The organism is Paenibacillus phytorum, from assembly GCF_013141715.1.
Taxonomy (GTDB): Bacteria; Bacillota; Bacilli; order Paenibacillales; family NBRC-103111; genus Paenibacillus_E; species Paenibacillus_E phytorum.
The window spans coordinates 100,365-124,688 of sequence record NZ_WHOA01000257.1; the positions used below are offsets into that span (position 1 = coordinate 100,365).

The 24,324-nt window shown below is 45.7% G+C and carries 23 protein-coding genes and 1 other RNA gene; 21 read left to right on the top strand and 3 right to left on the bottom strand.

Annotated elements, in window-relative coordinates:
* Nucleotides 1-110 precede the first annotated feature (110 nt).
* Complete coding sequence (locus GC098_RS38805; protein ID WP_171649663.1) at nt 111-638, top strand: DUF4871 domain-containing protein; 528 nt, start codon at nt 111-113, stop codon at nt 636-638.
* A 126-nt stretch (nt 639-764) separates the two neighbouring features.
* Nucleotides 765-1,256, top strand: coding sequence for a YwhD family protein (locus GC098_RS38810; RefSeq protein WP_171649664.1), 492 nt, complete (start codon nt 765-767; stop codon nt 1,254-1,256).
* Between the two features lie 265 nt (nt 1,257-1,521).
* Here the strand turns inward: GC098_RS38810 and GC098_RS38815 are convergent, their stop codons facing one another.
* Nucleotides 1,522-3,624: a transglycosylase domain-containing protein gene (locus GC098_RS38815; protein ID WP_376774082.1), complete on the bottom strand. Its 2,103-nt coding sequence runs from the start codon at nt 3,622-3,624 to the stop codon at nt 1,522-1,524.
* Between the two features lie 284 nt (nt 3,625-3,908).
* On the opposite strand from GC098_RS38815, the gene speE reads away from it, so the two are divergent.
* From speE to argS, 3 genes are all read left to right on the top strand, one after another.
* Nucleotides 3,909-4,736, top strand: coding sequence for a polyamine aminopropyltransferase (gene speE / locus GC098_RS38820; RefSeq protein WP_171649665.1), 828 nt, complete (start codon nt 3,909-3,911; stop codon nt 4,734-4,736).
* A 225-nt stretch (nt 4,737-4,961) separates the two neighbouring features.
* A complete protein-coding gene (locus tag GC098_RS38825; protein WP_047682791.1) occupies nt 4,962-5,372 on the top strand; it encodes a YwiB family protein in 411 nt (136 codons plus the stop codon).
* A 5-nt stretch (nt 5,373-5,377) separates the two neighbouring features.
* On the top strand, nt 5,378-7,051 hold the full coding sequence (gene argS, locus GC098_RS38830) for an arginine--tRNA ligase (RefSeq protein ID WP_171649666.1): 1,674 nt from the start codon (nt 5,378-5,380) through the stop codon (nt 7,049-7,051).
* Between the two features lie 325 nt (nt 7,052-7,376).
* Here the strand turns inward: argS and GC098_RS38835 are convergent, their stop codons facing one another.
* Together GC098_RS38835 and GC098_RS38840 are read right to left on the bottom strand one after the other, a co-directional pair.
* Nucleotides 7,377-7,751: a hypothetical protein gene (locus tag GC098_RS38835; RefSeq protein WP_171649667.1), complete on the bottom strand. Its 375-nt coding sequence runs from the start codon at nt 7,749-7,751 to the stop codon at nt 7,377-7,379.
* A gap of 13 nt (nt 7,752-7,764) precedes the next feature.
* Nucleotides 7,765-8,925 (bottom strand): S8 family peptidase, encoded by a 1,161-nt coding sequence (locus GC098_RS38840; protein ID WP_171649668.1) that lies wholly within the window; start codon nt 8,923-8,925, stop codon nt 7,765-7,767.
* A 518-nt stretch (nt 8,926-9,443) separates the two neighbouring features.
* Here GC098_RS38840 and rpoE point away from each other — a divergent pair.
* From rpoE to GC098_RS38920, 16 genes are all read left to right on the top strand, one after another.
* Nucleotides 9,444-10,025: a DNA-directed RNA polymerase subunit delta gene (rpoE, locus tag GC098_RS38845; protein WP_171649669.1), complete on the top strand. Its 582-nt coding sequence runs from the start codon at nt 9,444-9,446 to the stop codon at nt 10,023-10,025.
* A 286-nt stretch (nt 10,026-10,311) separates the two neighbouring features.
* The gene (pyrG, locus tag GC098_RS38850) at nt 10,312-11,913 is read left to right on the top strand and encodes a CTP synthase (protein ID WP_171649670.1); all 1,602 of its coding nucleotides are present in this window, start codon (nt 10,312-10,314) and stop codon (nt 11,911-11,913) included.
* A 157-nt stretch (nt 11,914-12,070) separates the two neighbouring features.
* Nucleotides 12,071-12,463: a response regulator gene (locus tag GC098_RS38855; protein WP_029197213.1), complete on the top strand. Its 393-nt coding sequence runs from the start codon at nt 12,071-12,073 to the stop codon at nt 12,461-12,463.
* Between the two features lie 129 nt (nt 12,464-12,592).
* Nucleotides 12,593-13,447 (top strand): class II fructose-1,6-bisphosphate aldolase, encoded by an 855-nt coding sequence (fba, locus tag GC098_RS38860; protein ID WP_047685406.1) that lies wholly within the window; start codon nt 12,593-12,595, stop codon nt 13,445-13,447.
* A 323-nt stretch (nt 13,448-13,770) separates the two neighbouring features.
* Nucleotides 13,771-15,030, top strand: coding sequence for a UDP-N-acetylglucosamine 1-carboxyvinyltransferase (gene murA, locus GC098_RS38865; RefSeq protein ID WP_057304515.1), 1,260 nt, complete (start codon nt 13,771-13,773; stop codon nt 15,028-15,030).
* Between the two features lie 62 nt (nt 15,031-15,092).
* Entirely contained in the window at nt 15,093-16,388 is a 1,296-nt protein-coding gene (gene rho, locus GC098_RS38870; RefSeq protein ID WP_171649671.1) for a transcription termination factor Rho, read from the top strand.
* Nucleotides 16,389-16,488: 100 nt separating this feature from the next.
* On the top strand, nt 16,489-17,763 hold the full coding sequence (locus tag GC098_RS38875) for a radical SAM family protein (RefSeq protein WP_171649672.1): 1,275 nt from the start codon (nt 16,489-16,491) through the stop codon (nt 17,761-17,763).
* Nucleotides 17,764-17,879: 116 nt separating this feature from the next.
* Complete coding sequence (rpmE, locus tag GC098_RS38880) at nt 17,880-18,077, top strand: 50S ribosomal protein L31 (RefSeq protein WP_029197218.1); 198 nt, start codon at nt 17,880-17,882, stop codon at nt 18,075-18,077.
* A gap of 91 nt (nt 18,078-18,168) precedes the next feature.
* On the top strand, nt 18,169-18,582 hold the full coding sequence (locus GC098_RS38885; protein ID WP_171649673.1) for a hypothetical protein: 414 nt from the start codon (nt 18,169-18,171) through the stop codon (nt 18,580-18,582).
* A gap of 56 nt (nt 18,583-18,638) precedes the next feature.
* Nucleotides 18,639-18,902: signal recognition particle sRNA large type (ffs, locus tag GC098_RS38890), an RNA gene on the top strand.
* Nucleotides 18,903-19,091: 189 nt separating this feature from the next.
* On the top strand, nt 19,092-20,525 hold the full coding sequence (locus tag GC098_RS38895) for an ATP-binding protein (RefSeq protein ID WP_312880624.1): 1,434 nt from the start codon (nt 19,092-19,094) through the stop codon (nt 20,523-20,525).
* Nucleotides 20,526-20,603: 78 nt separating this feature from the next.
* The gene (gene dnaX / locus GC098_RS38900; protein ID WP_171649674.1) at nt 20,604-22,355 is read left to right on the top strand and encodes a DNA polymerase III subunit gamma/tau; all 1,752 of its coding nucleotides are present in this window, start codon (nt 20,604-20,606) and stop codon (nt 22,353-22,355) included.
* Between the two features lie 20 nt (nt 22,356-22,375).
* Nucleotides 22,376-22,687 (top strand): YbaB/EbfC family nucleoid-associated protein, encoded by a 312-nt coding sequence (locus GC098_RS38905; protein ID WP_028555044.1) that lies wholly within the window; start codon nt 22,376-22,378, stop codon nt 22,685-22,687.
* Between the two features lie 43 nt (nt 22,688-22,730).
* The gene (recR, locus tag GC098_RS38910; protein ID WP_047685391.1) at nt 22,731-23,327 is read left to right on the top strand and encodes a recombination mediator RecR; all 597 of its coding nucleotides are present in this window, start codon (nt 22,731-22,733) and stop codon (nt 23,325-23,327) included.
* Nucleotides 23,328-23,460: 133 nt separating this feature from the next.
* A complete protein-coding gene (locus tag GC098_RS38915) occupies nt 23,461-23,748 on the top strand; it encodes a DUF2508 family protein (protein WP_312880626.1) in 288 nt (95 codons plus the stop codon).
* Nucleotides 23,749-23,796: 48 nt separating this feature from the next.
* Nucleotides 23,797-24,018, top strand: a complete 222-nt coding sequence (locus tag GC098_RS38920) for a pro-sigmaK processing inhibitor BofA family protein (protein WP_171649685.1) — start codon at nt 23,797-23,799, stop codon at nt 24,016-24,018.
* The last annotated feature ends 306 nt before the right edge of the window (nt 24,019-24,324 follow it).

Below are 24,324 nucleotides of genomic sequence, written 5' to 3' on the forward strand. Positions count from 1 at the left end.
ATATGTAGACAACCTAGGGAATATTTCTGAGCTTGGAAAAGAATTGTTAGAAGGAGGGGAACGAAGTGGCTAATCAATGAGTCTATAAGGTATAAGGGGTGTGGAAATCGATGAATAAATTTCGAAAAGTGATCATTGTTTTGAGCTGCTTCGTTGGTCTGATTGTTCTCATGACTGTGCTTTCTCAATTTTCTTGGTTTCCTAAAGCGGTTAATGTACAGTCTCCGGAACAGGTTACGCCGGCAGTGGAGCTAGATAAGGCCAAGGTAAGCCCACTTTTTCAAAGTGGTACCTATCATTTGCAGGGTGAAAAAGGGAAGGTCGGCCTCCTGAGTCCAGGTGGTTATAAGGTCAATACGCCTAATAAGTATATGTGGCACATATGGAAGCAGGACGAGCCTCTGACAGGGAAGAAATTCCGCGTTGAAGCAGTGAGTGTTGCGACTGGAGAGAAACGGCAGGTTCTACTGCAGGATAATGCTTTAGTCGGGGAAATGAATTGGCCGGGAGCGGGACCGATAAATGGAGCGGATACGGGGTTCCCTGTGCTGATGAGGTTTGATGACTCGGGATTGTGGCGTTTGGATGCTTTTATAGATGAAAGAGCCGTCGGTAGTATCACGGTGGAAGTGAAGTAGTAAGAGACAGTAACGAGTAACCGTCCTCCCACACTAACAGCAACCAGCCCTTGTTCTGGAGGATGACTTTAGCTACAATGAGAGCAAAGCGTCATTTTAACATTATGAAGACTGGAAGGTGCCCTAATGGAAGCGGATAAAAAGAAGCTGGCCTTAAATATAGTAAGTTCCAAAGTGAACCATAAAGGATTCGGTGCCGGAGCGATCGATCTAAGCAACGTATCTGGTATCATTATTGACGGAGATGAAGCCTACCTGGATGAAGGTACACTTCATGCCAAAAGTAAGATCGAAAAAGGCATTAAATTCTCAGTAAACAAAGAAGATGTACCCAATGGCCGTAAAGCTTGGATTGTTTGGGTGGCAGTAGACCGTACCGAAGAAGGAGCCTACTACGCTGGAATGACAGCTTGCGAAATGCTAATTGACACAGAAGCTCGCAGAGGGTGGAAAATTCTAGCCGAGCACGTGAACAAGATGGATGCTGCAATGAAGCGTAAATTCATCTTCGACGGCTTGGATGACAAGGAGCGGGCGCTGCTCAAAAATCAGCTAATCGCACACAACGAGGAATGGTGGAATCGCTCGGATAAAGCATTGAAAGATGCACTTTCCTAAGCGATCAAACGCATAAATCGAGATTATGAACATTATGTGTCATCCATTGTTACGTTTGGGTGAACCGAGTATACTAGACCCTAGTGTATGTTACCTCATATACTAGGACAGCAAAAAGGCAGACTAAGACGCGCTTAGTTCTGCCTTTTTGTGTAGATAAGAAAGTATAAGTTTTATACTTTTGCTTCGCATCTACCTTGACAAACGCGCTCGTCCCAGAAGGACGACGGAGTCGTTTATCCTTGGTTCTCTGGAAACAGGTGGATTAGTCGTTCCACCAGCGTTTGATATCATTCCACCAAGAGCCGTTCTGACCTTTGGGAGTGCCCTTTGGATCATCGTTCGAAGCTGGCTTCGCAGGTTTGCCTGTGCAGAAAGTTGTCGGCTCCGTGCCAACCAAGAAAGCCTCCATGTGTGAGTTCGGACAGTCCTCATTGGACAGCTTGCCGCTCACCGGATCAATATAGACACTGGTTACCCCTTCGGGAATCGGGAAAAGCTTAGGCGGTATCGCCTCTAACGTTTGTTCCGTGAATTCTGCGAAAATGGGAGAAGCCAAATGAGACTCAACCGTCGAAATATCCCTACTCTTGTCATAGCCGACCCATACAGCAGTTGCGAGCTCCGGTGTGAAGCCAACCAACCACGCATCGGTGTCGGTCGTACCGGTTTTGCCGGCTATCGGACGCTTAATCGTACTGGCTACGCGGTTACCGGTTCCGCCCTCTTCGAACACGCTCTCCATCAGATTCGTCATTACATATGCGACAGCCGGATCAAGTACAGGCTCCGCTTTCGGGCTCGCTTCATATAAGATTTGACCGTTCGCATCCTCAATACGCACAATCGCCGTCGTCTCCTGATGAACGCCTTGATTCGCAATCGTACCGAACGCTGATGCCATTTCGAGAGGGCTTACGGGGAAGGACCCCAGAGCCAGTGACGGCAGCGGCTTCATCGGAGATGCAATGCCCAGCTTGCGGGCCAGTTCGATAACCTTCGCAGGACCGACATCCAGAATCGTATGCACCGCATAGATGTTGTCCGACTTCGAAATCGCCTGCCGCATATCAATATTTACATTGGCATACTGATCATTGAAGTTTCTGGGTGTGTACCGTTGACGGCCTTCATCGTAGGTGAACACCGTCGGCTCACTTTTTACCTGCGACACAGGTGTATAGCCATTTTGCAGAGCGACCATATAAACAATGGGTTTAAAAGAGGAGCCCGGCTGTCTCGTATTCGAGAGTGCGCGGTTGAACTGATTCTCGGAATAGTCGCGACCGCCGACCATTGCTTTAATTTCTCCCGTCCTTGGGTCGATTGCCACGAGGGCGGCTTGAAGGTCTGTTTTACCCGTCAGTTGTTTCGTAATCACGCTCTCGGCAATCTGCTGAGCATTTTTATCCAGTGTTGTGAAGATGCGAATGCCGCCCTGATCGAACTGTTCCTCCGGTATGCCCAGCTTATCCGTTGCCAGTGCGCGCACATAATCCCGGAAGTAGGGGGCTGCGGCGGGCTTCTTCTTCGTAAGCGGCTGAATCGTCAGCTTCTCTTTGCCTGCGGCGTCAGCGGCGCTTTGTGTAATGAAGCCACTTCGCACCATCGTCTGCAGCACCACCTTTTGCCGATCCATCGCATTCTTCAGATCATAATACGGCGAGTAGTAGCGAGGCCCTTTAGGGACACCAGCGATCATCGCGCTTTCCGCCAACGTTAATTCACTGGCATGCTTGCCGAAGAAAAGCTCGGAAGCCGTTTCAATCCCATACGTCGAATGACCGTAATAGATCTGATTCAAATAATTCGTCAGAATTTCATCCTTCGTCAACTGCATTTCCATTTGGACAGCGAACACGGTTTCTTTGATTTTACGCGACCAAGTCCGGTCATGATTTAAATATAAATTTCGAGCTAATTGCTGAGTTATCGTTCCTGCACCTTGTACCTTAGCCATGGCTTGTACATTGACAACAGCGGCCCTGGCAACGGCCTTCACATCCACGCCGAAATGATCATAGAAATGCTGATCCTCCACAGCGAGCGTTGCTTTAATGAGATAAGGCGATATTTCGCCCAGTGAGACGACCTGCCGATTTTGCCCAGAATAAAAGGTGTCGATCAGTTCGCCATGTGTATCGTACATTTGGGAGGTTTGCAGCATTTTGGTGACGGGCAGTGTTTGAGCACGCAAATAGACGAGACAGCCAGCGGCCACGATGAGGAGCAGAACGCAGGAAGTGAATAGGAATGAGAACATTTTCTTGATACGACGCATCCAGCGCATTGACGCAGGTACCTCTTTCTCCCTAGGTGCTTGTGGTGTGCCTGTGGATGGCTGACGATGGTTCTCGTTCTCGGACATCTCTTCTTACCTCCTTTCTCCATGCTCTAAGGCATTACTATCCAGTATGGAAAAGCATGGCAGTCCGTATTCAACGAATTGTAAATATTTTTTATTAAATGCTCAAAAAACCTAGGAAAATATTGCATTTTGGGGGTAATGAACTATAATACAATTTGTGCGTATGAGGTGACTGGAAATTACAACACTGCTTCGCATGACTTTTTGGGCTGGTGGAACACTGTTAGAGACAACGAATGTTAGGATTTATTCATCCAAATATAGCAGCGAAAGAAGGTATAAACATGGAACTGTGGTATACAGAGAAACAAACCGATAGCTTCGGCATTACAGCAAAAGTAAAAGAGACATACGTTAGAGAACAAACGGACTTCCAAGACCTTTCGATGATCGAAACCGAAGAATGGGGAACAATGCTTACCCTGGACGGTATGGTTATGACAACAGTTAGAGACGAATTCGTCTATCATGAAATGGTTGCGCACCCTGCGCTTGTTACCCACCCGAACCCAGAGTACGTGCTTGTAGTAGGCGGCGGCGACGGCGGAGTAATTCGTGAAATCATGAAGCACCCGAAAGTGAAAAAGGCTGTTCTTGTTGATATCGACGGCAAAGTAATTGAGTACTCCAAAAAGTACCTGCCAACCATTGCCGGCGAACTGGACAACCCACGTGTAGAAGTTATTGTTAACGATGGCTACATGCACATTCACGATCACAAAAACACCTACGACGTTATCATGGTCGATTCCACTGAACCTGTTGGTCCAGCTGTTGAGCTGTTCTCCAAAGGCTTCTACCAAGGTATCTTTGATGCGTTAAAAGAAGACGGTATCTTCGTTGCACAAACGGATAACCCTTGGTTCAAAGCAGACCTGATCCAAACGGTTAACCGTGATGTCAAAGAAATCTTCCCAATCGTACGTGTGTACAGCGCGAACATTCCTACGTACCCTAGCGGTCTCTGGACCTTCACAATGGGCAGCAAAAAGCACGATCCACTGCAAGTTGAGGAATCAGCAATCCCAGAATTCCCAACGAAGTACTACACACCACGCCTACATAGAGCGGCATTTGTACTGCCTAAATTTGTTGAAGACCTGATTAAATAATGAAATTGAACCGCCGGTTGTTTCTGTGCTTGTCACGGGAACGCTGGCGGTTTTTGTTTTGGTGGCTTGTGTTGTACACAAATCGACACGACGATAACCCTGCTATGTACGCTGATCTCCCGTAATACATTGAATTTAGCGAACCTTTCATATAAACTAATACCTAACTTGCCTTATCTGACATAAGGTGCAAACAGGTACTGCAGAATAGGAGAATGACGGACCATGACGGCTAAGCAACGCGTGCGGATCCGAATTGAAAGTCGAAGCGGGAGCGAGACAACCGTGCAGAAAGCACGAGGGGATCTTTATCGTAAAGGCAATCACACGTACATCCGCTATGAAGAAGAGCCGAACGAACTTGGACGAACAGTGACGCTCATTAAGCTGGAAGATAATCAAATACGAATCGTCCGCCAAGGAGACGTGCAAGCAGAGCAAACATTTCTACCCGGCGAGAAGAGGATTGGCTTTTATCAAACACCTCAAGGTAGATTGGAACTCGAAATCGAAACACATGAGCTAACCTCGGAAGCCGTACATGGCATTGGTATTACAAGGTGGAGCTATGATTTATATGCATCAGGCACTCATGCGGGAACATACAGGATTAAGTTGTTAATTCAGGAGGAGTAAGACGAATGGATGTACTAAACGAAGTCAAAGCCATAGTTAAACAAGCCATTATAGAAGCAGTTACAGCTGCAGGCATCGTGGACGCGGCGCAAATACCGGAGATTATTCTAGAAGTCCCGAAAGAGAAGACGCATGGGGATTTCGCAACGAATATCGCGATGCAGCTGACCCGAATTGCTAAGCAGAACCCAAGACAAATTGCCGAGCAAATTATCGCTAACCTGCAAAAGGATAAAGCCAATATCGCAGAAGCGGAAATTGCGGGTCCTGGTTTTATTAATTTTAAAATGAACAAAGTGTACCTATATCCCGTTATCGCTAATGTGCTGAATCAAGGTGAGCGGTACGGTGCGACGAACGTCGGTCAAGGGCTTAAAGTGCAAGTGGAATTCGTAAGTGCGAATCCAACGGGTTCTTTGCATTTGGGACATGCTCGTGGAGCGGCAGTGGGGGATGTGCTGTGCAACGTGCTTGATCTGGCTGGATATGACGTATCCCGAGAGTATTACATCAATGATGCTGGTAACCAAGTGGTCAATTTGGCCAAATCGATCGAAGCCCGCTATCTGCAGGCGCTCGGACAAGAAGCAGAGATGCCGGAAGACGGGTACTTTGGTGAAGATATCAAAGGCTTTGCCGCGGATCTTGCTGCTGAAGAGGGAGAGCGCCTTCTCAGCTTGCCAGAAGATGAGCGTCGTGCCTATTTCCGTACCTATGGTTTGAAAAAAGAACTCGACAAAATCAAACGCGATTTGGGTCGCTTTGGTGTTCATTTCGACAATTGGTTCTCCGAAACGTCGATTTATGAAAATAACCTCATTCCACCCGTTCTCCAAGAGCTGCGGGATAATGGACACATATATGAAGAAGAAGGCGCGACTTGGCTAAATACAACACCACTGGGTGACGACAAGAATCGCGTTCTGATTAAGAATGACGGGTCCTTTACTTACCTTACTCCCGATATTGCCTACCATCGCAATAAATTTGGGCGCGGCTTTGAGCGTTTGATTAATATTTGGGGCGCGGATCATCATGGCTACATCCCACGGATGAAAGCAGCTATGACAGCGCTTGGTTTTGAATCGGATCGCCTCGTTGTGCTAATTGCCCAAATGGTGAGCCTTTTCCAAAATGGGGAAAAGGTAAAAATGTCCAAACGGACTGGCAAAGCAGTCACGATGGAGGATCTCATGGACGAAGTCGGCGTAGACCCGATTCGTTATTTCTTCGCGATGCGCAGCATGGACTCGCATTTGGACTTTGACATGGACTTGGCGGTTTCTCAGTCAAATGAGAACCCTGTGTTCTATGTGCAGTACGCACATGCACGGATTTGCAGCATCTTCCGTCAAGCGGAAGAGCAGAATATCCAGGTGCTGCCGCTGGAGCAGGTAGACCTTAGCCAACTTACGTCGGAAGCTGAGTTCGACTTGCTGCGCAAGATGGGCGAGCTTCCGGAGGAAATCGCCATTGCGGCCGATCAATATGCGCCGCATCGGCTTATCCGCTATGTCTATGAACTGGCAAGCCAGTTCCATAGCTATTACAGAGGCCACTATGTCATCACGGATGATGCGGCCTTGACCCAGGCACGCCTCGCTTTGCTCGGCGCGCTTCGCATTACCTTAGCCAACACGCTTCGCGTAGTTGGCGTATCCGCCCCAGAGCGGATGTAACATCCGCTCCACAAAACCGAAGGGACGATCCCCATGTCTACGCAGACATGAGAGATCGTCCCTTTTTTAATACCAGAAGTATAAGTCAGGTGGACTTAACTTGTGGTGCATCTACTTTGACAAACGTTTCGCACCACGAAGACGGTTATCCTGCCATTTTAAAGTGTGAGATCTTTACGGTGTAATGCAATCCTAGCGCATTTTTTTAGTTAGGACCTTTATTCCTGGCATGCGAGTGGGATTGTTGTAAAACGTACAACAATTTCCCTTGTATTTCGCTTCAAGCAGAGAAATGTTGTATTCCGTGCAACAAAATAGCAGTATTTCATCCAAATTGGCCATTTCTGGGCGAAAATGTTGTATTTTGTGCAATATTCGCAGGAATATCGGAGATTAACCTGACTAAAGTTGTACTTTGTACAACTTCTACACCAACCGCCAAAAGCGCCGGCAGGTTCCGCCTATCGCTCTTGCTTCCGCGGTTGCCTTGCCTGTGCTCACTCATCCGCGATTGCACGGCTCCGTCCTTCGCTCTGGCAGTTGCTCTCGCTCTGTGCTCTCTCGCTCTGAGCTCTCGCTCTGAGCTCTCGCTCTGTGCTCTCTCGCTCTGAGCTCTCGCTCTGTGCTCTCTCGCTCTGAGCTCTCGCTCTTGCTCTCTCATTCGCTCTTCGCTTTCGCCCCTGCTCCAACCACAGCCCAAGCATCCACCCGCCTCAGCCCTGCCGCGCCGCCCGGATCGCCTGCCGTGCGTTCAAATACCCGGGCTTCCAACGCGTAGTCCCTCGCTTGTTAAGGCCAATCGCGCAGCGGCGCAGCGCACTTTTAATCTGCAGCGGCGACATCGGCTTGATCGATAACATCAAGGCGATGACGCCGCTGACATGGGCAGTGGCCATCGAAGTGCCACTTAGCTCGTTGTATTTGCCGTTAAGCCAGGACGAGTAGACCCGTTCGCCTGGTGCGTAGATATCAATTTGCTTCCCTCGGTTGCTGAAGGGAGCGATTTTGCCTAACCGAGTTGTGGCTCCAACGGAGACGACCTGGGGGAAACGGGCGGGGTAATCGACCGATTTCTTTTTGCCGTCATTGCCAGATGAAGCTACGATGACTTTACCTCTGTAATACGCGTTCATGACAGCTTGCTCGAGAGAACGGTTGTATGATTTCATACCGAAACTCATATTGATAATATCGAGGTCGTTATGAACGCACCAATCGATACCGGCAATAATGTCCGAGACATAAGCGCTTCCAGCGTGGTCAAATGCTTTAACCGGATGAACGATGGCTCTTGGAGCAACACCGACAATCCCAGAATGGCGGCCAGCTGCCGCGATGGTTCCGGCGATATGTGTGCCATGTCCATTGTCATCATAGGGCAGCATGCTGCGGTTTAATAAATTGATGCCCCGTGAGATCGAATTGCGTAAGTCAGGATGATTGTAATCGATTCCGGTATCGATGACCCCGATCCGAATGTTCTGACCTACCGATTTGTTCCAGACTTCAGGTGCGCCTACTTGATCGATGCCCCAAGGTATCGTGTGATAGCCCGATATATTGCTTGATCGTCTGGAGGTAGTTTTGTTGCCCATCGCTTGATGAACAGTTATCTTGGTATCCTCTACGATGTTCGGCGCACCGGGGATACCTCTGAGCTTGGTATCGGGACGAAGCGTGCAGGAGAAGGCGTGAATGATACTAAGATCGCGGACCTTGGAAAGATTTACGAACTGAGACTTCATCCGTTTCAGTGCTGATTTGCATGCGTAGTAGTCCCTAGCCGATGAGAAATGGATGAGATGCTTCTTGCCAGAATGCTTGGTGAGACCGATTTCCTCATGAAGCAAATGAAGAAAGGTGGCTATATCCATCGTGCCATCCCCCCATGACAGCTTAGAATCGAATCTCCCCTATCATATGTACAGGTCACCCCGTATGACCGTGTCATTGTCTCTACAGAAATAAATGGGTGCGAAGCCGTGTCAGATGCGTAGGTTTTACATAGGATAAATAGAGAGGCGCGGGCAGGAGTGTCTCTTTCTCAGGTAGTGGAAACGGCTGTGATTCATTCACACCGCTTCCTTAGGATACAGTCGCAAGCGGAGGGGGACCTTCGCTTGTATTCATTTTAGGGGGAACGCTTTCTTCCCTGCGAAGGGGTGTAAAGGCATCTGCTCGAAAGGTTTCTAAGCTGAAACGAAAGTATAAATTTTAACTCTTGCTCCGCATCAAACTTGACTAACAAGTCCGTCCTCAGGACGATGGAAATAGTTTATCATTTGGGATAGTTGCATTTTTAGAAAAAATAGGTTTTACTTAATGAAGATATTGGATAAGGTAGATAGAAGAACTGAAGAAGACGATCACGATCGAAAAGGATGTGCCTTAGATGAGTAGCGAATACACACTCAAAATCACCACAGAGCAAGCGCGCGAAATGCCCATGGTGGATTTGGCGTTTGAATTACTGAAGTCGGCGAATACGCCGTTTTACTATCGTGACCTGATGGCTGAAATTGCTAAAATAAAAGGGCTGTCCGAGCAGCATGTTATGCAAGTGATTGCCCAACTATATACGGAAATCAACATCGATGGACGTTTTGCTTGCGTGGGTACGAACCTATGGGGTTTGAAACGCTGGTATCCTGTCGAGAAATCAGACGATGCGGTTGGTAACGCGAAGCGTCCAAGAATCATTAACGACGAAGATGACGATCTGGATGAAGACATCTACGCAGAAGAAGAAGATACATACGCAGAAGAAGATGAGTACGATACATTTGGTACCGAAACCGAAGAGGAAGAAGCGGAAGAGGATACTGAATTCTTCGAAGATGAAGAGATCGAAGAGGATCTTGGTGAAGCGGGTATTGAAGAAACAGACGAAGATAGTGAAGACGATTTAGATGAGGATTCCGATGAGGAAGACGAAGAAGACGATTTGGATGAAGAGGCTGAAGACGACAAATAACTTGTCTTGACAGCCCCTATCTGTTCAGAGTAAACTATTGCATGGGCTTTAAAAGAATCTTAACATTTCGCTCAAGCGTTCAAAAAGTGCCCCGTCACTACGGGTGTCACTTTTTTTGTTTTTTTTGTGTTTTTTTTGTGTTTTTTCACTTTATTTTCATGAAAAGCCTTATTTAGCAGAAGCTAATGCTTACAAAGTCATTCTTCTGGCAAAAGATAAGCTTATGCCTTACGACGTAAGTTTCTTATATTACAAAACCATACTAAAACTCTAGGAGGCGTACATAGTGACAAAATACATTTTCGTTACGGGAGGCGTAGTTTCATCCCTTGGCAAAGGAATTACAGCAGCGTCCTTAGGGAGATTGCTCAAAAACAGAGGTTTGAAAGTTACCATTCAAAAGTTTGACCCGTACATTAACGTGGATCCGGGAACTATGAGTCCTTACCAGCACGGTGAAGTGTTCGTAACCGACGATGGGGCAGAAACGGATTTGGACTTAGGTCATTATGAGCGTTTTATTGATATTAACCTTTCCAAAAGTTCCAACGTAACCTCAGGTAAAGTATACTCCTCCGTCATTACCAAAGAGCGTAGAGGCGAATATCTGGGTGGTACGGTACAAGTTATCCCGCACATTACGAATGAAATCAAAGAACGTGTGATTCGCGCTGGTCGTGAAGCTGGGTCCGATGTCGTAATTACCGAAATTGGTGGTACGGTAGGAGATATCGAAAGCTTGCCGTTCCTGGAAGCTATTCGTCAAATGAAAAATGATATTGGCCGCGAGAATGTCATGTATATTCACGTTACGCTGATTCCTTATATTAAAGCAGCTGGTGAAGTGAAAACGAAACCTACACAGCATAGTGTAAAAGAACTACGTGGTCTAGGGATTCAGCCTCACGTTATCGTTTGCCGTACGGAGCATTCCCTAACGGAAGATATGAAACGTAAGTTAGCTTTATTCTGTGATATCGATCCTGCAGCTGTTATTGAGTGTAAGGATGCAGAAACTTTATACGAAGTTCCGATGATGCTTCGCGAGCAAGGGCTTGACGATTATGTGGTTAATCACCTGAAACTACGGACAAACGAGCCGGACATGAAGGAATGGGAAAGCCTTGTTCGTAAAGTTAAATCATTGACGAAGAAGACAGAAATTGCGATCGTTGGGAAATACGTTGCGCTGCATGACGCTTACCTAAGTATTGTTGAAGCACTAGGTCATGCCGGCATCGATAATGACTCCGAAATTAATATCCGTTGGGTGAATGCAGAAGAAATTTTTGAGCATAATGTCCATCAGCTTCTTTCAGGTGTTCAAGGTATTCTTGTACCTGGTGGATTCGGTGATCGCGGTATTGAAGGTAAAGTGGAAGCGATCCGCTATGCCCGTGAAAAGGAAATTCCGTTCTTTGGGATTTGTTTGGGTATGCAAGTTGCTGTCATTGAATATGCCCGTTCCGTTACAGGCTTGGATGGTGCGAACAGCTCTGAGATTAATCCTACAACAGCTTATCCGGTTATCGATCTACTGCCAGAGCAGAAGGATATCGAGAATTTAGGCGGTACAATGCGTCTTGGTTTATATCCTTGTAAGGTTGTTCCGGGCTCTCTTGCTGAACAGTGTTACAATGATGAGCTTATCTATGAGAGACATCGTCACCGGTATGAGTTTAACAATGAATACCGCGAATTGATTGAATCTGCTGGTTTGCGCATTTCCGGTACGTCACCGGACGGTCGTTTGGTTGAGATGGTCGAGCTTCCAGGTCACCCTTGGTTCCTTGCTGTTCAATTCCATCCGGAATTTACATCGCGTCCGAATCGTCCGCAGCCGCTTTTCCGTGAATTCGTGAAAGCCGCTCAGTTGATCGCTCGTTAATTCTTGCTATAACGGTTGTCCCTCCAGATAACCAACTTATTTGTAAAACTTTTCAATTAGTTTTGTCCCTCAGAAGGAAATCGAAAATGAATAGCGAATAACTTTAGAAACATATACATGGGAGTTTGTTATTCGTTTTCGGGAGGGAAATAGGCTGATGAAGAAAAAGGTATTGATTGTCGACGATCAAAATGGAATTCGCGTACTACTCATGGAGGTATTTAGTAACGAAGGGTACGATACCTATCAGGCTTCGAATGGCAAGTTGGCCTTGGAAATCGTGAAAAATTCTTCGCCTGATCTTATACTACTGGATATGAAAATTCCTGGTATGGATGGTCTGGATATTTTGAAACATGTTAAAGCCATTGATGCATCAATCAAAGTCATTATGATGACAGCTTATGGCGAGCTCGATATGATTAAAGAAGCAACGGATTTGGGTGCGATTATGCACTTTACGAAGCCTTTTGATATTGATGAATTACGTATGGCGGTTAATATGCAGCTTAATAATGAATCAAGCAGCGGTTTTGCAGTGGGATCCTAGTCATAGGGTCTTTTTTGTTGCCAAAAACCGAGGGCTTGGTTATCATTTGAAAATTTATGTGCTATAATAACTCAGGTATGACAAAGAGCGGTATGCGCATCTACTATAGGTTCTAGGAGGAAGAGAAACATGGCATTGGTTTCAATGAATGAATTTTTACCTAAAGCAAAAGCGAACAAATTCGCGGTGGGTCAATTTAATATGAACAACCTTGAATTCGCTCAAGCGATTGTGGAAGCTGCAATCGAATTAAAATCCCCGTTCATTTATGGTGTCAGCGAAGGCGCACTGAAATATATGGGTATCGAGTTTACAGTAGCAATTGCTGAAGCTGCAGCTAAAAAATCCGGTCTGCCGATCGCTTTACACTTAGATCATGGCAGTTCCTTTGAAGTAGCAATGAAATGTATCCGTGCAGGATTCAGCTCCGTGATGTTCGATGGTTCCCACTATTCTTTCGAAGAAAACATTCGTTTGACGAAAGAAGTCGTAAAAGCAGCTCGTGCAATGGGCGTATCCGTTGAGGGTGAGCTTGGAACAATTGGCGGCGTTGAGGACGACATCTCTGTTGATGAAGAGCACGCTAACCTTGCAAAACCAGAAGAAGCTATCCGTTTCTACGAAGAAACAGGTGTTGACTGTCTGGCTATCGCTGTAGGTACTGCACATGGTATGTACGCAGGCGAGCCTAACATTCACTTTGATATTATCGAAGCGGTTTCCAAAGCGATTCCAGTTCCTGTTGTTCTTCATGGTGGATCCGGCGTTCCTGACGAAATGATTCGTAAATCTATTGCGGCAGGCGTTGGCAAAATCAACGTTAACACAGAGAACCAAGTGGCTTGTACAGAAAATATCCGCGCAGCTCTGGCTAAAGATGCTAAAATTTATGATCCTCGTAAATATCTCACCCCAGCACGTAACGCTATGATCGAAGTAGTAAAATCCAAAATTCAATTGTTCGGAAGCAGCAACCAAGCTTAATTCCAATTGTATAGACAGGGTAGGAAATGCGGTAAGGCACAGACGGAGGATAGACGAAAGAATGTCGTCCGTCTGTGTCATTACGAGCGTTTCCTTCTTGTATTTTTTTGCGCTATGTTCTCCGTGAGAACCGTAGCTGTTTTATTTTGTGAAGGATTGCTTTTTTCGTATGTCGTTGTAAGACAGTATGAATTTTATATTATCGCTTACTAAGAATTTTATTTTTTTGGTGAAGTTTGTGTTGGGGTAGGTTGTATTGGTTGTTTTAATTGTTTTGATTTACTACTTAGTAAGTAGGCACCTGGTTTAGGGGGAGAATCATGTTGGAAAAATTAATGGTGGTCGGGGGACGTCCACTACGGGGAACAGTTCAAATTAGCGGGGCTAAGAATAGTGCAGTTGCACTCATTCCAGCCGCTGTACTTGCTGAAACATCGGTTACTTTGGATAATCTGCCTCATCTGAGTGATGTGGCTATATATACAGAAATTTTGACGGATTTAGGGGCTACTATTGACTGGAACGAAGATCGGATGACGATCGACCCAAGTCGGATGAAATCACTTCCTATGCCGAATGGCAAAGTAAAGAAGCTTAGAGCATCCTACTATTTAATGGGAGCGCTGCTCGGAAGATTTGGAGAGGCGACGATTGGTCTGCCAGGTGGTTGTAACTTCGAACCGCGTCCGATTGATTTGCACATAAAAGGTTTTGAAGCTTTAGGTGCCGAGGTTAGCAATGAAAATGGCGCTTTAAAGATACGTGCCAAAGAGCTGCGCGGTGCCAAAATATACTTAGATATGGCGAGTGTTGGAGCGACTATTAACATCATGCTGGCCGCCTCACGCGCTAAGGGCGTTACGATTATCGAAAATGCGGCCAAAGAGCCTGAAATCATAGATGTGGCAACACTTTTGAACTCGATGGGTGCCAAAATTAAGGGCGCTGGAACAGAGACTATTCGTATCGAAGGCGTAACTGAGATGCATGGTTGCCGCCATTCCATTATTCCTGATCGTATTCAAGCAGGTACGTATATGATTGCTGCAGCAGCTACACGCGGCGATGTGACCGTCGACAATGTCATTCCTAAACATATGGAGGCTTTGACGGCAAAGCTTCAGGAAATGGGCGTTCATATTTATGAGATGGATGAGTCGATTCGTGTTGTGGGTCAGCCTGAATACGAAAGTGTCGACGTGAAAGCATTAATTTACCCAGGGTTTGCAACGGATCTACAATCTCCGATGGCGAGCTTACTTTGCCAAGCTAAAGGAGTTAGTATATTAACGGACCACGTTTATAGTAATCGTTTCAAGCATATTCCTGAGCTTGTGCGTATGGGAGCAAAGATGAAAGTCGAAGGACGCTCAGCCATTATTGAGGGTTCACAACTCAGTTCTGCCAAAGTGAGAGCAACGGACTTGAGAGCAGGAGCTTCTCTTGTGCTTGCGGGCCTTAGTGTAAGAACAGGTGGCATCACAGAAGTATCCGGGGTTGAGTTTATTGATCGTGGTTATGAGAACTTGGTATTCAACTTATCTTCACTGGGTGCTGAGGTTTGGCGCGAGAGCGAGGAATAAAGTACCAAGTAACAGGCAATGCTAGAATCCAATTGAAAATTTAATAGTTTGGTGGTTGAAACATGAGCATGCAGCTTGCTGAGCTTGAAGTACTCAAGCTTACTGAATTATATAAACTAGCTAAGAAACATCAGATCCAATACTACGGTACGCTGAAGAAAAAAGAACTCATCTTTGCAATTTTACGTGCACAAGCTGCTGAGAGTGGTCTAATGTTCATGCAAGGTGTTCTCGAGATCCTTCAGGAGGGTTTTGGATTCTTGCGTCCAATTAATTACCTTCCAAGCTCAGAGGACATTTATATTTCCGCTTCCCAGATTCGCAAATTTGATTTGCGGTCCGGGGACATTGTATCGGGCAAATGTCGTCCGCCCAAAGAGAATGAGCGCTATTTCGGGCTTCTTCAAGTTGAAGCGGTGAATGGAGAGAAGCCGGAAACGGCAGCGGAACGACTTCATTTCCCAGCGTTGACACCTCTTTATCCAGACACTCGGATTACACTCGAAACTGAGCCTAACAAAGTTTCCATGCGTATTATGGATTTGCTTGCCCCTGTTGGATTAGGCCAACGCGGTCTGATTGTAGCACCTCCTAAAGCTGGGAAAACATTGCTGCTGAAAGAAATAGCGAACAGCATCTCCACGAATTATCCAGAAATCGAACTCTTCGTTCTGCTTATCGATGAGCGTCCGGAGGAAGTTACCGATATGCAGCGTTCCGTTAAAGGCGAAGTAGTTGCTTCTACCTTCGATGAACTTCCAGAAAATCATATCAAAGTCGCTGAGCTAGTTCTAGAGCGTGCGATGCGTCTAGTTGAACATAAGAAAGATGTTGTCATTCTCATGGACAGTATTACCCGGTTGGCTAGAGCCTATAACCTTGTGGTTCCTGCTTCTGGCCGGACGTTAACGGGTGGTATAGACCCTGCTGCCTTTCATAGGCCTAAACGTTTCTTCGGGGCCGCCCGTAATATTGAAGAAGGCGGCAGCTTAACAATTCTTGCTACTGCACTCGTAGAAACAGGCTCACGTATGGATGACGTCATTTATGAAGAGTTTAAAGGTACAGGTAATTTAGAGCTTCATCTGGATCGTAAAATGGCTGAACGCCGTATCTTCCCTGCGATTGATATTCGCAAGTCAGGTACTCGCCGCGAAGAAGCACTTCTGGGTAAAGATGAACTCGAGAAGGTATGGGCGCTTCGCAGAGGGATGAACGATTCGCATGAATATACAGAATCCTTCATTAAGAAGCTTGCCGATACGAAGACTAATCAAGAGTTTTTGGACTCTTTAGCTTCCCCATCAGCAGGATCTACAGGGGTTAACAAAGGTAAAGTCAAAAATTCAGCTTCCTAAGTTTCAAATAATAATCTGCTTCGCATCAATCATGACAAACACGGTCGTCCTTAAGGACGACTTAGTCGTTTATCCGTGACGCACAAAGAGGAGTACCGTTATGAACTTGGTTTATTCAGACTTACAAGGAAACGTTTTTGATCATCCTGATTTCTTGGCACTTGGTCGAAACGCTGAAATGATAACAGAAATTTTGGAAGAAGAGTTAATTCCTCTGCCTGAGGGATCAACATTAGTCAGTCTTCCGTTTACACGTCCGGTAGGTATTGATGCCGCAACAGGCGATATGAAGCTAGTTGAAGGGGATTATCACGCCGTTGGGGCCTTGCTCCCGCAAGGCTTCACTAGGCTTCTGCTCCCTGGCTATGTGAAATCAGACAAGTCTAAGGCGCTGCCTCTGTTCGGATATACGGCTGTCGTATGGAAAGATGACGGTTTCTATGTAGCCGCCCGATTGACAGATAATCCTTATTACTGGAATCCCGTTCATTGTGACCCGACTGAGCTTGAGGTAGAGGTCAAACGACTGGTTGCTAAGTATCCGGATAATCGGTTATATGCGCACTTGTCCAACTGTGCACTGGGTTATGAATGTCTGACTGCTTCGAATACGTTCCTGCAACGTTGGGAGGGTGCCGTTCCAGTTTCCTATTCCTGCAACGCGGGATGCTTCGGCTGTATTTCCGAACAACCAGATGAGAGTGGCTTCGTAGCACCGCAGACTCGTATGAACTTCAAGCCTAAGGTCGAAGAGATCACCCAGATCATGCTCGAGCATCTGCGGACGCCTGAGAGTATTATCTCCTTTGGACAGGGCTGTGAAGGGGAACCTAGCACGCAGGCTGTGATTATTATCGATGCCATCAAGCAAGTGCGTGAGCAAACGAAGATGGGCTTCATTAACATCAACACCAATGCAGGTCTCACGGATCATATCCGCGGCATTGTTGATGCTGGACTTGATCTCATGCGGGTTAGTACGATTAGCGCGCTGGATGATCACTATAACGCCTACTATAAGCCAAGAGCTTATACGCTCAAAAATGTTGAGAAGTCTCTCCGCTACGCCACGGATAAAGGAGTTATCACTTCGATCAACTATCTCGTATTCCCAGGTGTAACCGATCGAGAAGAAGAAATAGAAGCGATGATCGAATTCGTGCGAAGAACGGGACTAAAATTGATTCAATTGCGCAACCTGAATATTGATCCCGAGAGTTACCTTGGCATTATCCCCAAAGCAAGAGGTGAACTGCTTGGGATGAAGCAAATGATTGAGATTTTTGAGCAAGAACTTCCAGATGTTGTGTTGGGTTCCTACTCGCATACACCGAAGTTCTATACGAGTGACCGAACTGTCACTACGGTTCTCTAGAAGTCATCTACAGTCTTTTTCCATTGCATCAAGACTTCTGATTATGATACAATGCTTAAGTACGTCCATTAACTCTGTTTCAGCAAATGATTCAGGGCGGAAAGAGGTGAACCATCATGAAAGCAGGTATTCATCCTACTTATCATGCAACCACAGTGACTTGCGCTTGTGGTAACGTGTTCGAAACGGGTTCTATTAAGCAAAATCTTCGTGTTGAGATTTGCTCTAATTGCCATCCTTTCTACACTGGTAAACAAAAGTTTATCGATGTAGGCGGCCGTGTCGACAAATTCAAAAAGAAATACGGAATCTAATTGGCATCAATTACTTTGCTGCCAATCAGCATAAGACAACCTCCCTTGGTCATCCTAAGCTTAGGCTTAGAGTCCAATGGGAGGTGTTTTTATGTTTAAGGGTATGCTTAAGTTTGCGGGAGCTATCATGCTCATCATAAGTTTAATCGGCTGTGGCATTAATTCTGGTAATAAGAACCCGCCTCAGACCAATGATGCAAATTATAAAGCCCAGCATTACAAGCAAGACGGTTACTTGGGAATTACCAGTGTGAATCCGAACGACCCGCTTAACCCTACGTATCATCACTACGAGGACGATTCGAACTTAATGAAGGCTGTGCTCTCACAGCTGCAAGGTATTGAGAAAACCAATATCTCCATTAACGGACCGACCGCTAAAGTGAAAATAAAACCAAGACCTTCTTTGACGGCTGCGCAAGTGGAGGAGCTTCGTTCCCAAGCTCAAATGGCACTGAACACCAACATGCCGCGCTATAATGTAATCGTAAAAATGGTTCCCTAATAGGTAGATTTTCCCCTCGGTTGCTATTTGTAATTGAATCAGCTATACTAATTTTACCGTGCTAGATGGGGAGGTAGCGGTGCCCTGTAACTCGCAATCCGCTGTAGCGAGGTTGAATTCCTGTTAGCGGTACTGTGATGTGAGGTCTGGCTTTTACACGTGGTGTTGAGAGTCGGGTCCTTCGCAATGAATGCTCATGAACCCGGTCAGGTCTGGAAGGAAGCAGCCGTAAGTGAGATGTTTCATGTGCCGAGGGGTTGCCTGATTTGAGCCAACGGTAAGAGTTCGCTTGTATCACTTTATCAATAACAGGTGCACGGTTTTAATGATTTTAAGTGATTTTTCATAATGACACCTAACAAAACGCCAGTAACTAGGGCGTTTTTTCTTTTTTTCAAGGGAAGGAAAATTCTTGCTCTAGAGAGAATGGTTATAACATGCAGATTCGATTCATGTAAACGTTTGCGCATATTGCGATTCAATAGAGAGAAAGTGAAGGTGTTGTTGAAATGTCCATTCATGACCCTCAAGATTACATGGTATCCATCGATGAAATGCGGAAGCTATTCAACCATAGCGTACAAACGGGTATGCTCGTTGTGGATGAGGATGGCAAGATCATTTTAGCAACAGATCAAGTTTTGAAAAACTCGGGCTATTCAGCCGAGGAAATTACGCATATCTCATTCCCTCAACTTTTTAAAGTGAGGGCATCTTTGCGTGAGCTGTACGAATTTTATTTTAAGAACGATTCCAGTCCAGGGGAATGGCCCCATGGATTCCTAGTAGGCAAGAATGGTGAAACGATGTTTTATCAATTCTCGATGTTGAAGCTTATGCGCGGGGATAAGTTTATGTATCTCTTGACTATGAAGCATCAGGATAGCTCGCAATTAAGCTTACTGCAGCGGTTCTCGGACGCTTTTTTGAAAGATATTAATTTAGGTGTTTTATTGATAAGTGTGAATTTTACGCTTGTTGACGTCAGTGATCGAGCATGCCAGATTCTAGGAATGGATCGGGAACATATTCTTAATAAGTCATTAGATGAGATCTTTGCTACGATTCCGAGTCAGCATAAGCTTGTCCAACGAACGATTTTGAATGGTGCTGTAGTCCGCAATCATGCGGTTTCATGGACCAATAATGAAGAGCGGTTCGAGCTGCTGCTGGATTCGAATGTGCTCAAAGATAATCAAGGAAATATTGTAGGGGCTTATGTTATCTTCAAGGATGTCACGAATATGCGCTCGCTGGAAGAAATGGTTCAAAGAAGTGACAGGCTTGCTATGATCGGACAAATTGCTGCTGGCACAGCTCATGAAATTCGGAATCCGCTAACTTCAATAAAAGGATTTCTTCAGGTGCTTCGGCGCACTTTTGAAGTGAAAGGAATGGAGAGAGAACAGAGCTTCACAGTAGTTATGCTGGAGGAAATCAATCGTATCAACGAGTTGGTTAATGAATTTCTGCTGCTAAGTAAGCCCAAGCATGTTTCTTATGAGAGGATCGATGTGACTGAAGTGCTGCGAGGGATCTTGCCTATTATCAATAATGAAGCTATCTTGTACGATGTGAATCTTCAATATGAGGCCTCGTATCATTTGCCGGAAGTGATTGCTGATAAAGAGCTGCTCAAGCAGGTATTCTTAAATGTTTGTAAAAATGGCATCGAGGCTATGTCGGATGGAGGGGTTTTAACGATTTCAGAGAAAGTAGACACGGTGGAACGAAATGTCTGCATTGATATTCATGACACAGGTTCTGGCATACCGATGTTCGTGCTTGACAAAATTTTCGATCCATTCTTCACAACCAAGGATACGGGTACCGGATTAGGCCTTTCGGTGTGCCAACGAATCATTCACGATATGGGAGGGACGATACGTGTTTCTTCCAAGGGCTTTGGAACGACGTTTACGATATCGATTCCTTATACTTGATCGTCTATTTCATCCCTAGGTGCGTTATAGTATAATGGATTAAGTCATTCCATGCAGGGATTATTGGAGAGGAACACTATGGCACATATCGCTCTGTACCGAACGTGGAGGTCTCAGACGTTTCGTGAAGTTGTCGGTCAGAAACATATCACGCAGACGCTGCAGAATTCTTTGCGAGAAAATCGCCTTACTCATGCTTATTTGTTCAACGGACCTCGAGGAACAGGTAAGACCAGTACGGCCAAAATATTAGCCAAGGCAATCAATTGCTTAAACGGTCCGGCGGAAGAGCCGTGCAACGCTTGTTCAGCATGTGAACGAATCACCGAAGGTGCTGTCATGGACGTTGTCGAAATCGATGCTGCCTCCAATCGCGGTGTAGAAGAAATTCGGGATATTCGTGATAAAGTAAAGTATGCCCCTACAGAAGTAAGGCAGAAAGTGTACATCATTGATGAGGTGCACATGCTCACGACCGAAGCTTTTAATGCCCTTTTGAAGACGCTCGAGGAGCCTCCGGCGCATGTCATGTTTATTTTGGCAACAACGGAACCGCATAAGATACCAGCTACGATTATTTCCCGCTGTCAACGCTTTGACTTTCGGAGAGTTTCGATGGAAGATCAGGTTCTACGGCTGCAATATATTTGTGATCAGGAGCAGATCTCGGTTAGCGAGGAAGCGCTCCATTATATAGCGAGACTATCGGATGGCGGGATGCGGGATGCACTCAGCCTGCTAGATCAGGCAGCGTCCTTTGCGACGGGTGAAGTTCAGCTCTCAGACATTTTGTCCATCACCGGTGGTGTAGCTTCCGATCAATTCAAGAAGCTCGTTCTTTACATCAAAGAGAAGAATCTTGGAGCTGCGCTTGAGCTCATCGATACTTTCATGCAGGAAGGCAAGAGCGCTGACAAATGTATTGAAAATTTGATTAATTACTTCCGTGATTTACTCATGGTTCGCATGGTGCCGAATTCGCCTGTGATTACAGAACGTGTTTTTGATATGGGTGACCTAAGGGAAGTAGCGAATCACTTCTCACCGAGTGAAATGATGGCTATGATTGAGACGTTGAATCATTACCAAAGCGAAATGAAGTACTCTGTACAGCCTCAGACCTTGCTAGAAATATCGATTATGAAAATTAGCGGTGGTCACAGAGGAGCAGAGAGTAGTTCGACTATCAGTATCCCGGCGGAAGTTGGAGGGCGTTTGCCTCAAGGTGATCTTTTTGCCCAAATGACCCAGAAACTTCAACAACTTGAAGAACAGATAGCTTCACTGGTAAAATCGGGAGTAACGGGTGCAGCGGCCGATTCCAATGCTAGGCAAGCAGCCTCTGCCAAAGTGCCGGTGGCCTCAGCCCCTTCGAAGAAATCGGGCATCAAGCTGGATGGTTACTTGAAAGCGGCGGAGGGACCAGAAACCAAAGCTGCTCTCATGAAGTGGAGTCAAGTGTTAGGCGATGTCAAAGAAAAGAAGATTACCGTACATGCTTGGTTCGTTAATGGTGATCTGGTGTCTATGCTTGATGATGTCGTACTCGTGGCTTTCAAGAATGAGATGCATCGCAATACAACGGAAAAGCCAGAAAACAAGGTCATTATCGAGCAAGTGCTTACTTCGGTGCTTGGCAAGCCTATGCGTTTACTTACGATTATGCGTAAAGAATGGGACGATGCTAAGAATGACGCGGCTAGTAGCGCTCCAGAAGTGATGGAGCTAGTCGCTGATGGCGAAGGTAACGGAACAGCTGCCAAAGAAGAATGGATTTCGGAAGCGATCCAATTATTTGGCGAAGAGCTAGTGACAATTAAAGAAGACTAAATACGAAGGAGCTACCTACTATGAATAACATGAACCAAATGATGAAACAAGTGAAGAAAATGCAAGAGCAAATGATGAAGGCCCAAGAAGAACTAGGTACGAAAATGATCGAAGGTACTGCAGGCGGCGGTGTTGTCACTTGTATCATCAACGGACACAAAAAAGTGCAAAGCATCACAATTAAGCCTGAAGCTGTTGATCCGGATGATGTTGAAATGCTGCAAGATCTCGTACTTACGGCAGTAAATGACGCAATGTCCAAAGCAGAAGAAATCGCTAACAAAGATATGGGCAAATTCACAGGCGGTATGAATATCCCTGGACTGTTCTAAGACAACCAAGTGTAACGATTCTGAATGATGAAGGAGTCTTCCTTTGTATTACCCCGAACCGATAGCCAAGTTAATCGATGCTTTCTCCCGTCTGCCGGGGGTAGGCCCCAAAACGGCAGGTCGCCTAGCTTTTCACGTCCTTCGCATGAAAGAAGAAGAAGTGATTGACTTCGCGAAGGCGCTTGTCAATGTGAAACGGAACCTTCACTACTGTTCCGTCTGTTGTAACATTACGGACGTTGATCCCTGTCGCATCTGTCAAGATAAGAGCAGGGACGGTTCCATCATTTGTGTCGTACAAGAACCTAAGGATTTGGTCGCTTTGGAACGTACCAAAGAATTCGAAGGGTATTATCACGTGCTGCATGGCGCGATTTCCCCGATGGAGGGGATTGGACCGGATCAAATTCATATCGCTGAATTACTCAAGCGTTTGGGTGATGAAACGGTGCAGGAATTGATTCTGGCTACCAATCCGAATATCGAGGGAGAAGCTACTGCCATGTACTTGTCGAGGTTAATTAAACCTTTCGGTCTCCGGGTTACGCGTATCGCGCACGGGCTGCCAGTGGGCGGAGATTTGGAATATGCCGATGAAGTGACTCTGACCAAAGCCATGGAAGGGCGCAGGGAATTATAAATAAGATGCATCATAATCAGGGAGCTGCAAAGCTCTCTTTTTTGCTGCCCAAAAAGTATCTTGAAGTTCTAAAATCTCCTTTTCTCCCATATGGATAAATCAATCCGGTTATATGAGGAATGGAGGTTTGCTTGTGCGACCAGCTTTATTAGGAAAGTACGGGATGAAGAGCCCAAATACGAAAAGCGTTCAAGAAGAACTGAAAAGGGACAAGCAGATGCTGATCCAAGAGATTCGTTCGGCTCATGCGACTTGGGTGGCGGCTCAAGCGCACTTTGAGTTTGCTTTGGACAAGGATCAAATTGATTATGCCATCTATGCGATGGAGGCCGCAGAAAAAAGATTTGAAATGCTCATTAAACAAGCCAAAAAGCTAGGTGTAAGTCTAATTGACAGTGACCGGTTAATGGAGGTGAAGTAAGTGTATCTTAAATATGTCATATGGGGGGTACTCATATTCTCATCTCTCATGCTAGTGTTCCTGATATTTCGTAGTCGCGGCGGAGGGAGGGTGTTATCAGCACTGGGGTTGAATGTTGTTGTTGCAGCATTTCTCTTATATACATTGAACTTATTGAGTACTTATACACAATTTGAACTCCCTATAAATACAGCCACTCTAGTGACGGTTACTGTTCTAGGGATTCCTGGGATTCTACTTCTTGTAGGTTTAAAACTGACTTTGCTCTAGATGGAAGAACATTCAAGTAAATCATGTGTTGACTCGGCTGCAGCATCTGTGGTATCTTATAAAAGTTGCCGCTGAGACATGCGGGGATAAAGAAGTAACTTAGAAAAAACAAGTTGCAAAAGAATTGTTAGTGTGTTATATTGGTCTTCCGGCTTTCGAAAGAGAGTAGGACGAACAGTACAATTGATCTTTGAAAACTGAACAACGAGTGAGTAAGCATGAACGAGAAATCGTTCAAAAAGAGATTGTAAAATCTCGCTAGCAAGTCAATGAGCATTTCAGCTTTCAGATATACGGACGAGCAAT

Coding starts and splice junctions, on each gene's coding strand:
- GC098_RS38805 (WP_171649663.1), top strand. CDS start 111: ATGAATAAATTTCGAAAAGTGATCATTGTTTTGAGCTGCTTCGTTGGT.
- GC098_RS38810 (WP_171649664.1), top strand. CDS start 765: ATGGAAGCGGATAAAAAGAAGCTGGCCTTAAATATAGTAAGTTCCAAA.
- GC098_RS38815 (WP_376774082.1), bottom strand. CDS start 3,624: ATGTCCGAGAACGAGAACCATCGTCAGCCATCCACAGGCACACCACAA.
- speE (WP_171649665.1), top strand. CDS start 3,909: ATGGAACTGTGGTATACAGAGAAACAAACCGATAGCTTCGGCATTACA.
- GC098_RS38825 (WP_047682791.1), top strand. CDS start 4,962: ATGACGGCTAAGCAACGCGTGCGGATCCGAATTGAAAGTCGAAGCGGG.
- argS (WP_171649666.1), top strand. CDS start 5,378: ATGGATGTACTAAACGAAGTCAAAGCCATAGTTAAACAAGCCATTATA.
- GC098_RS38840 (WP_171649668.1), bottom strand. CDS start 8,925: ATGGATATAGCCACCTTTCTTCATTTGCTTCATGAGGAAATCGGTCTC.
- rpoE (WP_171649669.1), top strand. CDS start 9,444: ATGAGTAGCGAATACACACTCAAAATCACCACAGAGCAAGCGCGCGAA.
- GC098_RS38855 (WP_029197213.1), top strand. CDS start 12,071: ATGAAGAAAAAGGTATTGATTGTCGACGATCAAAATGGAATTCGCGTA.
- fba (WP_047685406.1), top strand. CDS start 12,593: ATGGCATTGGTTTCAATGAATGAATTTTTACCTAAAGCAAAAGCGAAC.
- rho (WP_171649671.1), top strand. CDS start 15,093: ATGAGCATGCAGCTTGCTGAGCTTGAAGTACTCAAGCTTACTGAATTA.
- GC098_RS38875 (WP_171649672.1), top strand. CDS start 16,489: ATGAACTTGGTTTATTCAGACTTACAAGGAAACGTTTTTGATCATCCT.
- rpmE (WP_029197218.1), top strand. CDS start 17,880: ATGAAAGCAGGTATTCATCCTACTTATCATGCAACCACAGTGACTTGC.
- GC098_RS38885 (WP_171649673.1), top strand. CDS start 18,169: ATGTTTAAGGGTATGCTTAAGTTTGCGGGAGCTATCATGCTCATCATA.
- GC098_RS38895 (WP_312880624.1), top strand. CDS start 19,092: ATGTCCATTCATGACCCTCAAGATTACATGGTATCCATCGATGAAATG.
- dnaX (WP_171649674.1), top strand. CDS start 20,604: ATGGCACATATCGCTCTGTACCGAACGTGGAGGTCTCAGACGTTTCGT.
- GC098_RS38905 (WP_028555044.1), top strand. CDS start 22,376: ATGAATAACATGAACCAAATGATGAAACAAGTGAAGAAAATGCAAGAG.
- GC098_RS38920 (WP_171649685.1), top strand. CDS start 23,797: ATGCTAGTGTTCCTGATATTTCGTAGTCGCGGCGGAGGGAGGGTGTTA.